General features: G+C 62.5%; 12 protein-coding genes and 1 pseudogene. 8 read left to right on the top strand and 5 right to left on the bottom strand.

Going from position 1 to position 14970, the window contains the following annotated elements; genetic code table 11:
* Nucleotides 1-55: 55 nt before the first annotated feature.
* The 3 genes from ppx to J9892_RS22155 all read right to left on the bottom strand — a co-directional run bounded on the left by ppx (nucleotide 56) and on the right by J9892_RS22155 (nucleotide 4194).
* A complete protein-coding gene (ppx, locus tag J9892_RS22165) occupies nucleotides 56-1546 on the bottom strand; it encodes an exopolyphosphatase (RefSeq protein WP_210539029.1) in 1491 nt (496 codons plus the stop codon).
* Nucleotides 1536-3605 (bottom strand): polyphosphate kinase 1, encoded by a 2070-nt coding sequence (ppk1, locus tag J9892_RS22160; protein ID WP_202211432.1) that lies wholly within the window; start codon nucleotides 3603-3605, stop codon nucleotides 1536-1538. The genes ppx and ppk1 overlap by 11 nt, the downstream gene beginning before the upstream one ends.
* A gap of 76 nt (nucleotides 3606-3681) precedes the next feature.
* A complete protein-coding gene (locus J9892_RS22155; protein WP_104454390.1) occupies nucleotides 3682-4194 on the bottom strand; it encodes an ACT domain-containing protein in 513 nt (170 codons plus the stop codon).
* A gap of 258 nt (nucleotides 4195-4452) precedes the next feature.
* Here J9892_RS22155 and J9892_RS22150 point away from each other — a divergent pair, with 258 nt between their 5' ends.
* From J9892_RS22150 to J9892_RS22130, 5 genes and pseudogenes are all read left to right on the top strand, one after another.
* Nucleotides 4453-5292, top strand: coding sequence for a DUF2726 domain-containing protein (locus J9892_RS22150; RefSeq protein WP_210539027.1), 840 nt, complete (start codon nucleotides 4453-4455; stop codon nucleotides 5290-5292).
* A gap of 239 nt (nucleotides 5293-5531) precedes the next feature.
* Nucleotides 5532-6949, top strand: a pseudogene (locus tag J9892_RS22145) (sigma-54 dependent transcriptional regulator).
* A 105-nt stretch (nucleotides 6950-7054) separates the two neighbouring features.
* Entirely contained in the window at nucleotides 7055-8089 is a 1035-nt protein-coding gene (locus tag J9892_RS22140; RefSeq protein WP_111896805.1) for an ATP-binding protein, read from the top strand.
* A 70-nt stretch (nucleotides 8090-8159) separates the two neighbouring features.
* Nucleotides 8160-9494, top strand: coding sequence for a sigma-54 dependent transcriptional regulator (locus tag J9892_RS22135; protein WP_010675277.1), 1335 nt, complete (start codon nucleotides 8160-8162; stop codon nucleotides 9492-9494).
* A gap of 107 nt (nucleotides 9495-9601) precedes the next feature.
* Nucleotides 9602-10363, top strand: coding sequence for a Nif3-like dinuclear metal center hexameric protein (locus J9892_RS22130; protein WP_111896804.1), 762 nt, complete (start codon nucleotides 9602-9604; stop codon nucleotides 10361-10363).
* A gap of 114 nt (nucleotides 10364-10477) precedes the next feature.
* Here the strand turns inward: J9892_RS22130 and purN are convergent, their stop codons facing one another.
* Both purN and purM read right to left on the bottom strand, forming a co-directional pair.
* Complete coding sequence (gene purN, locus J9892_RS22125; RefSeq protein WP_162624625.1) at nucleotides 10478-11116, bottom strand: phosphoribosylglycinamide formyltransferase; 639 nt, start codon at nucleotides 11114-11116, stop codon at nucleotides 10478-10480.
* A gap of 32 nt (nucleotides 11117-11148) precedes the next feature.
* A complete protein-coding gene (purM, locus tag J9892_RS22120) occupies nucleotides 11149-12186 on the bottom strand; it encodes a phosphoribosylformylglycinamidine cyclo-ligase (RefSeq protein ID WP_010675274.1) in 1038 nt (345 codons plus the stop codon).
* Between the two features lie 176 nt (nucleotides 12187-12362).
* Here purM and upp point away from each other — a divergent pair, with 176 nt between their 5' ends.
* The 3 genes from upp to hda all read left to right on the top strand — a co-directional run bounded on the left by upp (nucleotide 12363) and on the right by hda (nucleotide 14962).
* On the top strand, nucleotides 12363-12989 hold the full coding sequence (gene upp / locus J9892_RS22115; protein ID WP_005302745.1) for a uracil phosphoribosyltransferase: 627 nt from the start codon (nucleotides 12363-12365) through the stop codon (nucleotides 12987-12989).
* A 140-nt stretch (nucleotides 12990-13129) separates the two neighbouring features.
* Nucleotides 13130-14158 (top strand): DUF2066 domain-containing protein, encoded by a 1029-nt coding sequence (locus J9892_RS22110; RefSeq protein ID WP_053288349.1) that lies wholly within the window; start codon nucleotides 13130-13132, stop codon nucleotides 14156-14158.
* A gap of 102 nt (nucleotides 14159-14260) precedes the next feature.
* Complete coding sequence (hda, locus tag J9892_RS22105; protein ID WP_010675272.1) at nucleotides 14261-14962, top strand: DnaA inactivator Hda; 702 nt, start codon at nucleotides 14261-14263, stop codon at nucleotides 14960-14962.
* The last annotated feature ends 8 nt before the right edge of the window (nucleotides 14963-14970 follow it).

The raw sequence follows: 14970 nt of genomic DNA, 5'->3' as shown, positions 1-14970 counted from the left end.
AGACAAGAGACAAAAAAAGGCAGCCATCGGCTGCCTTTTTGCACAGAGGGGCGGATCACCCGAGCTGGAACAGCAGGGGCCAGCCCTGCTCGTGGCAGTAGCGGTGCTCCTTTTCCAGGTTCTGCATCAGCAACTTGTTCTCGTCGCACCAGTCCAGGGGCAGGGTGACCACCAGCTGATCCCCGGCGGCCTGCACGTTCCACTCGGGCAGCAGGTTGTCCTGACGCCTGTGGTGGGCCGCCACCGCGAGGCGCAGGATGCGGATGCAGCGCAGCACCGTCTGCTCGTCGTGGTTGGGCAGGGCCGGCAGCTCGGAGAGCTTGAGCCCCTTGCGGTGAAAGCGTACCAGGGCCGCCAGCAGGGCCTGATCGTCCTGGTTGAAGCCGGGCAGATCGGTGTTTTGCAAGATATAGGCGGAGTGTTTGTGGATGCCGCTGTAGTTGATGGCAAGGCCGATCTCGTGCAGCCGCGCAGCCCAGCCGAGGATGGCGCGATAGGGCTCTTCCGGCATCTCCCAGGGGCCGCTCAGGACGTCGAACAGGGAGAGGACGCTGCTCTCTACCCGGGTGGCCTGGCGCTTGTCGATGCGATAGTGAGTGCTGAGTGCAAGCGCGGTACGTTCGCGAATGTCGTGATGCTGCAGGCGCTCCTCGAACTCGTAGAGCAACCCTTCGCGCAGGGCGCCGTCGGAGTACTCCATCCGCTCGATGGGCAGGGAGGTGAATAGCCCGAGCAGGATGGCCACCGCGGCGGCAAAGACCCCCTGACGCTCCTCGGTGAGGCCCGCCAGTTTGAGCTGATCGACCCGCTTGTGCTTGAGCATCTCTTCTTTCAGCCGCTCCAGTCCCGCCAGGGTGATGGCACCATCGGTCCACTCTTCCCCCTGCAACACGTCGCGCACGGTGCGGATGGAGCCCGAGCTGCCGAGGCAGCTCTGCCAGCCCAGCTTGCGGTACTGGTTGATGATGGGGGCGAGCTGATGCTGGGCTTCCAACACGGCGGCGTTGAAGGCCTTCTCGCCGAGCTTGCCGTTGCCAAAGAAGCTCTGGGTGAAGCTAACGCAGCCCATCTTGCGGCTGGTGAGCGCCTTGTGCTCAAACCCTTCGCCGATGATGAGCTCGGTGCTGCCGCCGCCGATGTCCACCACCAGCACCTGGCCCTCGATGTGCTGGGTATGGGCGACCCCCTGATAGATGAGGCGGGCCTCTTCCTGGCCGCTGATGATCTCGATGGGGTGGTTGAGCACCTTGGCTGCCTCGCGCACGAAGTCGCGGGCGTTGCTGGCGCGGCGCAATGTGTAGGTGCCGGCGATGCGGATCTGATCCGGCTTGATGTTGGTGAGCCGCTCGGCGAACAGGGCGAGGCAGTCCAGCCCGCGCGCCATGGCCTCCTGGGACATGCGGCGCTGCTCATCCATCCCTTCGGCGAGGCGCACTCGCTCCTTGATGCGATCGATGATCTGCATCCGCCCCTCGGTGAGGCGGGCAATGACCATGTGGAAGCTGTTCGAGCCCAGATCGACAGCGGCGTACAGACTATTGTCCATGGTTTGACTCTATGCGTTTGAGGTAGTCGTAAATCGCCACCTGGGAACGGACCTTGCGGCGGTTGCCCCGCTTCACGTACTCGTTCTTCTGGTCGGCATCGATCACCCGCGCCTTGCAGGTATCACTCAGTTGTAGCTCGAGAATGTCGAGGATGCGCTGCTTGAGCCGCTCGTCATAGATGGGGGTGCCCACCTCGATGCGGCCGTCGATGTTGCGGCTCATCCAGTCGGCGCTGGAGATATAGAGCTGGGGATTGCCCTTGTTGTGGAACACCATCACCCGCGGGTGCTCAAGGAAGCGGTCGATGATGCTGATCACCCTGATGTTGTCACTGAGGCCCGGCACGCCCGGACGCAGGGCACACATGCCGCGGATGATCATCTGGATGGGCACCCCGGCCTGACCGGCGGCATAGAGCCGGTTGATGAGGTCTCTGTCCACCAGGTTGTTGATCTTGAGGGTGATGCCGCTCGGCTGGCCCGCCTTGGCGTTGGCCAGTTCATTGTCGATGAGCCGGTAGAGCTGGCGGCGGCTGTTGATGGGGGAGACCAGCAGGTGGTTGAACTTGTAGCGCCGATAGGGGTATTCGATGTACTCGAACACCCCCTCCACCTCGGCGGTGATATCCGGGTGACGGGTCAGCAGGGAGAAGTCGGTATAGATCTTCGCCGTCTTCTCGTTGAAGTTGCCGGTCCCGATATGGGCGTAGCGCACCGCCTCACCCTGCTCGTGGCGGGTGATGAGGCAGAGCTTGGAGTGGATCTTGAGGCTCGGCACCCCGAACACCACCTTGACGCCGGCATCGGTCAGGATGTTGGCCCAGTCGATGTTGGCGGCCTCGTCGAAGCGCGCGCGCAGCTCTACCACCACGGTCACCTTCTTGCCGTTGTTGGCGGCGTCGATGAGAGAGTGGATGATGCGCGACTTCTTGGCTACCCGGTAGATATTGATGCGAATGGCGCTGACCGCCGGATCGAACGCCGCCTGACGTACCAGCTCGGTGAAGTGGTGAAACTTGTGATACGGATAGTAGAGCAGTATGTCCTGCTTGGTGATGGCGTCGAAGGCGTTGACGAAGCCGTCAAAATCACGGCAATCCAGCGCCGGCAGCTTGGGGTTTTCCAGATAGTCCCGGCCCACGTTGGGGAAGCCGATGAAATCCTTGAAATTGTGATAACGGCCGCCCGGCATGATGGCATCGTAGGAGCTGATCTGCAGCTTGAGCTTCAAGAAGCTGATCATGGCCGCCGGCATCTCCCGCTCGTAGACGAAGCGCACCGGCATGGCGGTGAGACGCTGCTTCAAGCCGTCACTCATCTTGTCCACCAGGCTCAAGTCCAGCTGGTCGGAGAGATCGTATTCGGCATCCCGGGTCAGCTTGACCGCGTAGGCGGCTATCTCGTCGTAGTCGAAGAAGCCCTTGAAGATCTCGTCGATACAGAAGCGGATGACGTTGTCGAGGATGATGATCTGCTTCTTGCGACGGGTCCCTTCCGGCGGCAGCTGGAAGAAGCGGGGCAGATCGTCGGTCGGTACCTCCACCAGCGCGTACTGGATCACCTGCCCGTTCTTCTTCATCTCGATGGCCAGATAGGTGTACTCGTCTTTCAGGAACTTGACCGGGTTGACCTCTTTGTTGAGCAGGATCGGGATGATGTGGCGCAGCACCTTCTCCTTGAAGAAGACCCGCAGCCACTGCTGGATGGACTCGGAGAGCTGGTACTCGTTGACCAGGAAGATGTTGTGGCGGGCCAGCGCGATCAACAGCTCCTTGTAGGTGTTGTCGAACGCCTCGCCGAGCGCCATCACCTTCTGCTGGATGGCACGCAGCAGCACCTTGGCCTCGTCGTCGCCGCCGTGCACTTCGTTGATCAGGATGCGGCGCTTGACGTCCGACACCCGCACCTTGAAGAACTCATCCTGGTTGGAAGAGAAGATCCCCAGAAAACGGACCCGCTCGATGAGGGGCACCGTCTTGTCCATTGCCTCTTGCAACACCCGTTCATTGAATGAGAGCCAGCTCAGCTCTTTGTCTTCATACTGCTTGTCGGTGCTCATCTGGTGCCTCTTTGCTCTGGTTGCGTCTGCGCGGAAGTTATGGCGTCAAACCATGACAAATTTATGACAGGCGACACTATTCGCTCAGATCCTGATCGATGTCGACGACGAGGTCGTCGGAGAGGGACTCCAGGGCCGTGATGAGATCGTCCAGTTCGAGCTGCGGCGGCAGTGCCACCAGAGCGTGGGCATAGAAGAGGGGGGCGCCTGAGTGGGGCGCAGGTTCGCAACCTGTGGTGAGGTCGGCGACGTTGATGTTGAGTTGGCGCAGGATGCTGGCCACTTCATGGACGATGCCCGGTCTGTCGTTGCCGGTGACGCTCAGCATCACCTGATGGGCCGGTTGCGGGCTGAGCTGCCCTTCGGCGAAGCTCACGGTGAGGCCAGGCAGCATCACCAGGGCCTCGCACAGGCTGCGGTAATGCTCGTCAGGCACGGCGACGTGCAAAATGCCGGCAAATTGCCCCGCCAGCTCGCTCATGGAGCTGGCCAGCCAGTTGCCCTGCTGCCGGGTGATGGTATCGGCCAGGCTCTCGACGATGCCGGGTTTGTCTGCGCCGATCACGGTGACGACCAATTGCTTTTGCATCCTGCTCTCCTTGAATGGGGCTGCGTGGGGTCCGTTGACGCCTGGCGGCGACGGGGAGTGCGCCAGAACGTCCATGGGCTCTAGCATTGTGCCTGCTGTGACAGGCCATATGAAGCCCGCCTTGCGCAAATTCAGTGAAAAAACGCGAATGCCGGGACGGGCTTGATTTCTGCGCTGCCTGAGTCGCTTTCCCCGTGGTAGAGTGTGCCCCTTCCTCTGGTGTGAACTGAATTTGTCTTGTAAACGGGATGTGCGTGTATGAATAGCCTTGTCGTATCGGGAGCCGTGTTGCTGGGATTGCTCCTGCTGGTGATCGTCTGGCGCAGGGAGAAAGGGGGCAAGGCCGAGCCCTATGATCTGCAGGAAACCTTGATGAGCCCAGCGGAGCGCACCTTCTTCGGGGTGCTGGACCTGGCGGTGGGGGACAAGGCCCGTGTCTTTGCCAAGGTACGAGCCTCCTATGTACTGACGCCCGAGGCGCACCTTGGCAAGGGCAAGCGCCAGCAGGCGCTCGGCAAGATAGGGGAGAAGCACTTCGATTTTCTGCTCTGCCACCCGGCGGATCTCTCTTTTCTGTGTGCCGTGGAGCTGGATGACGAGGGGCACCGCCACCAGAAGCGCAAGGCGCGGGATCTTTTCCTGAAGGCGGCCTGCGATGGCGCCGGCCTGCCGCTGTTGCAGATCCCGGCCAGCAGCCACTACCAGGTCGACGAGTTGCGGGAGCAACTGCTGCCCCTGCTGGCGAGAACGACGGCGCCGGTGGATGACCTGCTGCCCGGCGAGCGCCGCGAACCGACCTTCAGCCCGCTGCTGCTCGATGGTGTCGATCTGGGCACGTCACACCCGGGGGCTGCCAGGGAGCCCCAGGTGCCGCCCCCCCAGGCCGGAGAGGCAATGCCCGTGTTGATGGAGGAGAATCCCTTCCTCGATCCGGATGAGGAGGAGCCCCGGGAGACGATCCCTCATTGCCCCCGCTGTGCCGCGCCCCTGGTGGCACGGGAAGCACGAAAGGGTCCCCATGCCGGTCGCCTGTTCCTCGCCTGCAGCCGGTTTCCCGAGTGCCGCTATGCCGCTCCCCAGGAGAGCGTGAAACACTGATCCCTCCTCTGACGCCGCACCCTGTCGGCGTCATTCTTTCCCCTTCGCTGGTTTTCATCCGATACTCAATCTGGCTGGAAGCGTGATCCCCGTCCCGCCAGGGTCCGGGAGGATGCGACAAGTTTTGACAATCCGCCATAATTTTGGCACTTTGTCCCCCTTATGACACAGTGCGAAATTGGTTTTAATAAGCACTTAAAAAACAATAGTTTGGCGTCAGGTGTGAAAATATGGATAGGATGGCTATGGGTGTGCTGCTTGTTGATGCCGATGATGTGCGGCGCCAGCAACTGGGGACTGTGCTCTCCTTCATGGGATCCCCTGGCAGGAGGTGGTTGAGAGCGATCTCGATGTGGCCATCGAGACTGCCGGGCCCTTGCAGGGGATTCTGGCCGGGGAACTGCGCGAGCGCGCCCTGAGTGAGCTGCTTGCCGCCCATCCTCGTCTGCCCTTCCTCTCCCTGATGCCGGCGAGCCATGGTTGCAGCAACTTCATCGGGGTGGCCGAGGCGCCCTTTACCTATGAGTCCCTCACCCGTCATCTGCACTTCTGCCAGGCCTTCATCTCCCTGCATCCCCGTCATCAGACCCACGACAAGGGTCAGACCCTGCTGCGCCTGCTGGTGGGCAAGGGGAGGGGCATCCAGGAGGTGCGCCGTCTTATCGGCCAGGTGGCCGAGACCGACGCCAACGTACTGATCCTCGGTGAGTCCGGAACCGGCAAGGAGGTGGTGGCTCGCGCCATCCACGAGCTGTCCGCCCGAAGCGCGGGCCCCTTCGTGCCCATCAACTGCGGCGCCATTCCGGCTGAGCTGCTCGAGAGCGAGCTGTTCGGTCACGAGAAGGGGGCCTTCACCGGTGCCATTGCCGCTCGGCGCGGCCGCTTCGAACTGGCCCAGGGGGGCACCCTCTTCCTCGACGAAATCGGCGATATGCCGCTGCCGATGCAGGTCAAGTTGCTGCGGGTGCTGCAGGAGCGCCAGTTCGACCGGGTCGGGGGCGGCAAGGCCGTCCAGGCCGATGTGAGGGTGATCGCGGCGACCCACCGGGATCTGGAAGCCATGATCCGCACCCAGGCATTTCGCGAAGATCTCTACTACCGCCTCAATGTGTTCCCCATCGAGACGCCCCCCCTGCGGGATCGGGCCGACGACATCCCGCTGCTGCTGCAGGAGCTGCTCAATCGCCATGCCGAACAGCACAAGGGGATCATCCGTCTGACCCAGCGCGCCATGGAGTCCCTGATGCAGTACGCCTGGCCCGGCAACGTGCGCGAGCTGTCCAACCTCATCGAGCGCCTGCTCATCCTCTATCCGAACCAGATCGTCGATGTGGCGGATCTGCCCGGCCGCTATCGCCTGCTGCCCTGCGAGCCACGAGATGAACGGCTCACCGAGATGGACGAGCGGGACGCCCTGGCTGCCGTGTTCCAGTCCCCACCAGAGCTGGATCCCGGCATCGCCATGCCCCTGCCCATGCAGTTGCCCCAGGAAGGGGTCAACCTCAAGGAGATGCTGGCCGACCTCGAGGTGGAGTTGATCCGCCAGGCCCTGGAGTCCCAGGACGGGGTGGTGGCCCGCGCCGCCGACCTGCTCAGCATGCGCCGCACCACCCTGGTGGAGAAGATGAAGAAGTACGGCATGAGCAAGGACAATTGAGGTCAATGCTTTGACGCATTGACCCAATACATTGATAAATAACGTCTATTTTGCTGGCATGGAAATTGAATAAGCTGACTCAATCGCCAGTTTGAGGTCAGCTTTATGACAATCTTGCAGCAGGATGCCCCCCTCCAGTCACATGAAGTGAGTCAGCTTTACGCCATCTTCACGGCGCTGCCGACCGGCGTGCTGCTGCTCGATGGCGAGGGGCTGATCACCCGCGCAAACCCTGCCGCCCTGGCGCTGCTGGGGGAACCACTGGAGGGCCTTTCCTGGCGCCAGATCATCGCCCGCTGCTTCGAACCCCGTGAGGATGACGGTCACGAGATCTCCTTGCGCGACGGCCGCCGGGTCCAGCTGTCGACCCAGCCGCTGCCGGATCAGCCCGGCCAACTGGTGTTCATTACCGACTTGACCGAGACCCGCCAGTTGCAGGACAGGGTCAACCACATGAAGCGCCTCTCCGCCCTTGGCAACATGGCGGCTTCCCTGGCGCACCAGATCCGCACCCCACTCTCCGCCGCCATGCTCTATGCGGCCAACCTGGCCAACCGCACCCTCAAGCCTGAATCCCGCAGCCAGTTCCAGCAAAAATTGATGGCGCGCCTGCAGGATCTCGAGAAGCAGATCAACGACATCCTGCTGTTTGCCCGCAATGGCGACAACCAGGTGGTGGCGCCCCTCTCGGTGCAGGGCTTGCTGGCGGAAGTGCAGGCGGGGGCCGAAGCCTTCTGCCAGCAGCAGGGCTGCGCCTTGCATCTGGAGGCCCCTGAGCCCGATCTCTGTCTGCTTGCCAACAGCAGTGCCCTGGCGGGGGCCATCAACAACCTCATCGCCAATGCCCGGCAGGCCGGCGCCGATTCGCTCCTGGTGAGCGCTGTGCGCAGCGGCAACCGGGTGGAGATGCGGGTCATCGACAACGGCAAGGGGATGGCCCCCGCCCTGCTCAACCAGATCTTCGAACCCTTCTTTACCACCCGATCCCAGGGCACGGGCCTCGGTCTTGCGGTGGTGCAGTCGGTGGTACGAGCCCATCAGGGGGAGGTGAGCGTGGCCTCGGTCCCTGGCGAGGGCACCTGTTTTACCCTGTCCTTCCCCCTGCATCAGCAACAGGTTCAGTTGGGGGGCGTGGCATGAGGCGCGCAAAAGCCGGAGCGCCGGTGAAGATGATTCTCGACAAGGCCATGTTGGTTGTAGGAGGTGTGGCATGACCCAGGCTCGCATTCTGGTGGTGGAAGATGACAACGGCCTGCGCGAGGCGCTGGTGGATACCCTGCTGCTCGGTGGCTATGAGTGCCGCGAGGTGGACAGCGGCGAGCGGGCCCTGCTTGCCCTGTCCCGTCAGCGCTTTGACATGGTGATCTCCGACATCCAGATGGGGGGCATGGATGGTCTGACCCTGCTCGCCAACATTCGCCAGCAATATCCCCAGGTGCCGGTGCTCCTGATGACTGCCTACGCCAACATCGACGGGGCGGTGCGCGCCATGCGCGAGGGGGCGATCGACTATCTGGCCAAGCCCTTCTCCCCCGAGGTGCTGCTCAACCAGGTCAGCCGTTATGTGCCGGCCCAGAAGGTGGAGAAGCGTGCCGTGGTGTACGGGGACCCCAGGACTGCGGAGCTGTTCCAGCTGGCGACCCGGGTGGCGAGAAGCGAAGCCACCGTCATGGTGACCGGACCGAGCGGGACGGGCAAGGAGGTGCTGGCTCGCTACATTCACGACCACTCCAGCCGGGCAGAGCAGGCCTTCGTCGCCATCAACTGCGCCGCCATTCCGGAGAACATGCTGGAAGCGACCCTGTTTGGCTACGAGAAGGGCGCCTTCACCGGTGCGGTGCAGGGGTGCCCTGGCAAGTTCGAGCAGGCTCAGGGAGGAACCCTGCTGCTCGACGAGATCACCGAGATGGATCTGGGGCTGCAGGCCAAGCTGCTGCGGGTCTTGCAGGAGAAAGAGGTGGAGCGGCTCGGCAGCCGCAAGATGATCCCCCTCGATGTGCGGGTCATTGCCACCAGCAACCGGGATCTGAAAAAAGCGGTGCAGGACGGGCTGTTCCGCGAGGATCTCTATTACCGCCTCAACGTCTTCCCCCTGCGCTGGACGGCGCTCTGGGAACGCCCGGGTGACATTCTTCCCCTGGCGGAGCATCTGCTGGCGCTGCATGCCAGCCAGATGGGGCTGCCGACGCCGCAGCTCGCAGAGGACGCACGAGAGCGTCTGATGGCTCACCCCTGGCCCGGCAACGTGCGCGAGCTCGACAACGTGGTGCAGCGCGCCCTGATCCTCTGTCCAGACGGCCTCATCGACTGTGAGCACCTGATCCTGGAGGAGACGGACGAGACCCTGGTGCGCCCGCTCGAGCGGCTGTCAGGGGAGGGGCTCGGTGGCGAACTCAAGCAGCAGGAGCACCAGATCATTCTGGACACCCTGCAGGAGTGCAACGGCAGTCGCAAAGCGGTGGCCGACAAGCTCGGCATCAGCCCGCGCACCCTGCGCTACAAGCTGGCCCAGATGCGTGACGCCGGCATCGAGCTGCCCGCCTAGTCCTGACAAGCGCATGGCCTTGCCGGTCCGGCTCGATTATCATGGGCCCTGACGATCGGAATCCGGCTCCCCGCGCAGTACATGGGGAGCCCAGCTAGGAGACCCCCATGATCTCTCATCGTAAACTGGAAAGCCTGCTCAACCACCTGCTCGAACCCCATGCCATCAAGGATTACTGCCCCAACGGCCTGCAGGTGGAGGGGCGCGAGCGCATTCGCAAGGTGGTGACCGGCGTCACCGCCAGCCAGGCCCTCATCGATGCCGCCGTGGCCGCCGATGCTGACGCCATCCTGGTTCATCACGGCTACTTCTGGAGCGGCGAGCCGGCCCAGATCACCGGCATGAAGCAGCGTCGTCTCAAGACCCTCTTGACCCACGACATCAACCTGTTTGCCTACCACCTGCCGCTGGACGTGCACCCCGAGGTGGGGAACAACGCCCAGCTTGCCAGGCTGCTCGGCATCAAGGTGCGTCGCGGTCTCGAACCCTGGAACAGCAAGAGCGTGGCCATGGTGGGCAAGCTGGAGGAGCCCATGAGCGGCAGCAATTTTGCCAAGCTGATTGCCGAGCGTCTCGGTCGCGAGCCGCTTCATTGTGGTGACAGTGGTCCCGAGCTCATCCGCTCCGTGGCCTGGTGCACCGGCGGTGGCCAGAGCTACATCAGCCAGGCGGCGGAGCAGGGCATCGATGCCTTCATCTCCGGCGAAGCCTCCGAGCAGACCATCCACACCGCCCGCGAGATGGGCATGCACTTCTACGCCGCAGGCCATCACGCCACCGAGCGCTACGGCGTCAAGGCGCTGGGAGAGTGGCTCGCCACCGTACACGGGTTGGAGGTGACCTTTATCGATATCGACAATCCGGTGTAGGGCCGATTAGCCGCGCAGCGGCGTCATCGGACGTGATGACAGCCATTGCGCTGGTCGATGGAAATGACAAGGGAGGCCTAAGCCTCCCTTGTTGTGTCTTACTGCTGCTCGCGGTTACTCGCTGGCATAGCCTGCCAGGCCAAGCTGCTTGCCATCGAGGAAGGCAGACCCTTCTCGCATCTGCAAGCGCCCTTCACAGAACCACTGCACCACCAGGGGGTAGATGCTGTGCTCCTGCACCTGGACCCGGGCGGCGACCTCGTCTGCACTGTCCCCTTCGAAGATGGGGACCCGTGCCTGGAGGATCACCGGGCCGCCGTCGAGCTCTTCGGTGACGAAGTGGACGCTGGCGCCGTGTTCGTCATCACCGGCCTCGATGGCGCGCTGGTGGGTGTGCAGACCCTGGTATTTCGGCAGCAACGAGGGGTGGATGTTGATCATCCTCCCCGCGAAGTGGCGCACGAGGTCGCCGCTCAATATCCGCATAAAGCCGGCCAGCACCACCAGATCCGGCTGATAATCCGCCATCAGGGCCAGCAGGGCGGCATCATACTCCTCCCGGCTGGCGAACTGCTGCTGGGCCAGGATGGCGGTTGCCACCCCGGCTTCCCTGGCACGCACCAGGCCATAGGCATCAGCCTTGTTGCTGATGACGCCGACCACCTGACCGGCAATCTTGCCGCCGGCACAGCCATCGAGGATGGCCTGCAGGTTGCTGCCGCTGCCTGAGATGAGGACGAGGATGCGTTTCATAGGGGAGGTCATCTGGCCGTTGATCCGATCATTCATTGAATGATGACCTGCTCCTCACCATCGGCCGCCTTGGCGATGTGGCCGATGTGCCAGGCGTTCTCGCCTTCGGCCTTGAGCAGGGCCAGTGCCTTGTCCAGCTGATCCGCCGGCAGGGCGATGATCATGCCGACGCCGCAGTTGAAGGTGCGATACATCTCGTGGCGGGTGACGTTGCCTGCCTGTTGCAGCCAGCTGAACACCGCCGGCCACTGCCAGCTCTGCTCGTCGATGACCGCCTGGGTGTTGGCGGGCAGCACGCGCGGGATGTTCTCCCAGAAGCCGCCGCCGGTGATGTGGGACAGGGCGTGGATCTCGCACTCCTTGATGAGCTTGAGCACGGGCTTCACATAGATGCGGGTCGGCTCCAGCAGGGCGTTGGCCAGGGTGGTGTCACCCAGCGGCTGCTGCACGTCGGCCTTGGAGACTTCCAGGATCTTGCGAATGAGGGAGAAGCCGTTGGAGTGGGGACCGCTGGCGGCCAGGGCGATCAGGGCATCCCCTTCGCCAACCTTGCTGCCGTCGATGATCTCGCTCTTTTCCACCACGCCGACACAGAAACCGGCGATGTCGTAATCTTCCCCTTCATACATGCCAGGCATTTCGGCAGTTTCACCGCCGACCAGGGCACAGCCGGACTGTTCGCAGCCGGCGCCGATGCCGGTGACCACGGCAGCGGCAGTGTCCACGTCCAGTTTGCCGGTGGCATAGTAGTCGAGGAAGAAGAGGGGCTCGGCGCCCTGCACGATGAGGTCATTGACGCACATGGCGACCAAGTCGATCCCCACGGTGTCGTGCTTCTTCAGGTCGATGGCCAGACGCAGCTTGGTGCCCACCCCGTCGGTACCGGAGACCAGTACCGGTTCCTTGTAGCCAGCAGGGATTTGACACAGGGCCCCAAAGCCGCCAAGACCACCAAGGACTTCAGGACGACGAGTGCGTTTTGACACGCCCTTGATACGTTCAACCAGTGCATTGCCGGCATCGATATCTACGCCAGCATCCTTGTAGCTCAGTGAGGTTTTGTCAGTCACGCGTATTCCCCGTCATATAAAGAAGTGGAGGGTAAAATTCGGGGCGTATTCTACCAGCGGGCACGAAAAACCAGAAAGAAAATCGTTTGCGCGTTTTTGAATCGAAAAGCTCTACAAGCCGTGGCTTTTGTTGTATGATTCCGCGATTTTTTTGGCGCCGGTTAGAGGAGATAATAATGAAAGTCGTTGAAGTCAAACACCCCCTGGTCAAGCACAAGATCGGCCTGATGCGCGAAGGCGACATCAGCACCAAGCGTTTCCGTGAACTGGCCAAGGAAGTGGGCAGTTTGTTGACCTACGAAGCGACCTCTGACTTCGAAACCGAAAAAGTGACCATCGATGGCTGGAACGGCCCTGTGGAAGTCGACCAGATCAAGGGCAAGAAGGTCACCGTCGTGCCCATCCTGCGCGCCGGTCTTGGCATGATGGATGGGGTGCTGGAGCACATGCCGAGCGCCCGCGTCAGCGTGGTCGGTATCTATCGCGATGAAGAGACCCTGCAGCCTGTCCCCTACTTCGAGAAGATCGTCAGCAACATCGAAGAGCGTCTGGCCCTGGTCATCGACCCCATGCTGGCCACCGGCGGCTCCATGATCGCCACCATCGATCTGCTCAAGAAGAAAGGTTGCCAGTCCATCAAGGTGCTGGTGCTGGTTGCCGCCCCCGAAGGCATCAAGGCCCTGGAGGCCGCTCACCCGGACGTGGAGCTGTTCTGTGCCTCCATCGACCAAGGGCTGAACGAGAAGGGCTATATCGTCCCGGGTCTGGGGGATGCTGGCGACAAGATCTTCGGCACCAAGTAAGCATCACCCCATCGCCGCGCCCAAGGCGCGCAAACGGAGCCGGCACCCTGCCGGCTCCGCTGTTTCTCCCCCCTTTGCTTGCTGCCATGCGCGCCTTGCCGCTACCATAAGCACCATCCCCCATTTCGAGAATCTTCTTTATGCTGAAACGCTTAGCGACTCTCCTCTGCTGCTGTCTGCCTCTCGTGGTGTCGGCCGCCCAGGTAACCGACCTCTATCAGGGCAAGGCTCCCACCAGTGGCGACATGACGGCCGCCCAGTCCCAGGCGCTGGGGGATGTGCTCGTCAAGGTGACGGGCAAGCGCGATATCCTCACCCAGCCGGATGTGGTGAAGGCCCTGGCGGCGCCGGCGGATTACGTGCAGCAATACAGCTATCAGGACATCGGCTCGGTCAAGTTTCTCAAGGCGAATTTCAATGTGGCCAAGGTGAACGCCCTGGTTGGCCAGAGCAAGTTTGCCCTGCTTGGCCCGGTGCGGCCGCAGGTCGCTATCTGGCTGGTGGTCGACGAAGGGGAGCGGCGCATTCTGCCGGATCAGTCCGGCGATGGCTGGTCCGAGGCGCTGCGTGCCCAGACCCAGGCCATGGGGCTGCCGGTCAGTCTCCCGCTGATGGACTTGGATGACAACATGGCGGTCAATGCCACCGATGTCTGGGGCCGCTTTGCCGATCCCGTGCTCCAGGCGAGCCAGCGTTACGGCGCCGAAATGGTGGTGCTCGGCAAACTGAGCCCGGAGGGGGAGGCCTGGAGCATCGACTGGGGTCTTTATGGTACCAAGCCGGGGGCGCAGGCAGGAGAGCTGACCGAGCTGACCAAGGGCTCGGGTTCAGGTACCCAGGCCGAGGTGGCAAAGGGCTTTGCCGATGCCCTGGCCGGTTGGCTGGTGCAGCAGTACGGTACCCGTCTCTCCGGTGTCGCTTCCAGCCAGACCCTGGTGGTGGAGGGGCTGTCCGACATCGATGGCATGATCCAGATCCAGAAGCTGCTGCAGGAGATGGCCAGTGTCACCAAGGTGGCCATCGGCAAGCTGGAAGGGGACAAGGTGACCTTCAACCTCTCGCTGCAGGGGGACAAAGCCGAGCTGGTGAGGGGGTTGCAACTTGAGAGCCGCCTGCATCAGGTGGAAGACAACGAGAGCGGCCTGCGCTATCAATGGTCGCAGCCCTGATCCCGGGGAAGGATCCTGACCGCCCGGCATGGTCCGGGCGGTTCTCTATCTGCCCCGCTGGTGATACACTTGCCCGCAAATATCACAGTCAAAGCCCAACGAGTGAAGCAACCGGCCCAACTGTCTTTAGCCGTACAACTACCGGATGATGAAACCTTCGTCAGTTTTTATCCCGGCAACAACGCCCATCTGATCACCGCCCTCAAGAATGCGGCCATCGGTCAGGGCTCGCCCTTCCTCTATTTCTGGGGAGCCAAGGGGTCGGGCCGCTCCCATCTGCTCCATGCTACCTGTGCCGAGGTCAACGCCCGCGACGCGGCGGCGGCCTATCTCTCCCTCGATCAGTTCGAACAGCTCGACCCCAGCATGCTCGATGCTTTGGAGAGCCTGCCCCTGGTCTGTCTTGACAGCCTGGAGGCGATCGCCGGCAACGCCCTGTGGGAGCGGGCCCTGTTCGACTTCTACAATCGCTGGAAGGAGAAGGGGGAGGGGACGCTCATCGTTACCGGCTGCAGCGCGCCACGCAAGCTGGGGCTGCAACTGCCGGATCTCGCGTCCCGTCTCGACTGGGGAGTGAGCTTCCACCTCGACGAGCTGGACGACGAGGGCAAACTCAGCGCCCTGCAACTGCGCGCCGAGCTGCGGGGTTTCAAGCTGCCCATCGACGTGGGCCGTTTCCTGCTCAACCGCCTCTCCCGCGATATGCGCACCCTGCTTGCCACCCTCAATCGTCTCGACAACGCCTCCTTCCGTGCCAAGCGCAAGCTGACCATCCCTTTCGTCAAAGAGATCCTCGAGCTCTGAAAACCTAT

It is taken from the genome of Aeromonas sp. Prich7-2, assembly GCF_017939255.1.
Taxonomy (GTDB): Bacteria; Pseudomonadota; Gammaproteobacteria; order Enterobacterales; family Aeromonadaceae; genus Aeromonas; species Aeromonas caviae.
Note: the sequence above shows the minus strand (reverse complement) of the source record. Positions and strands in the feature narration are given on the sequence as shown.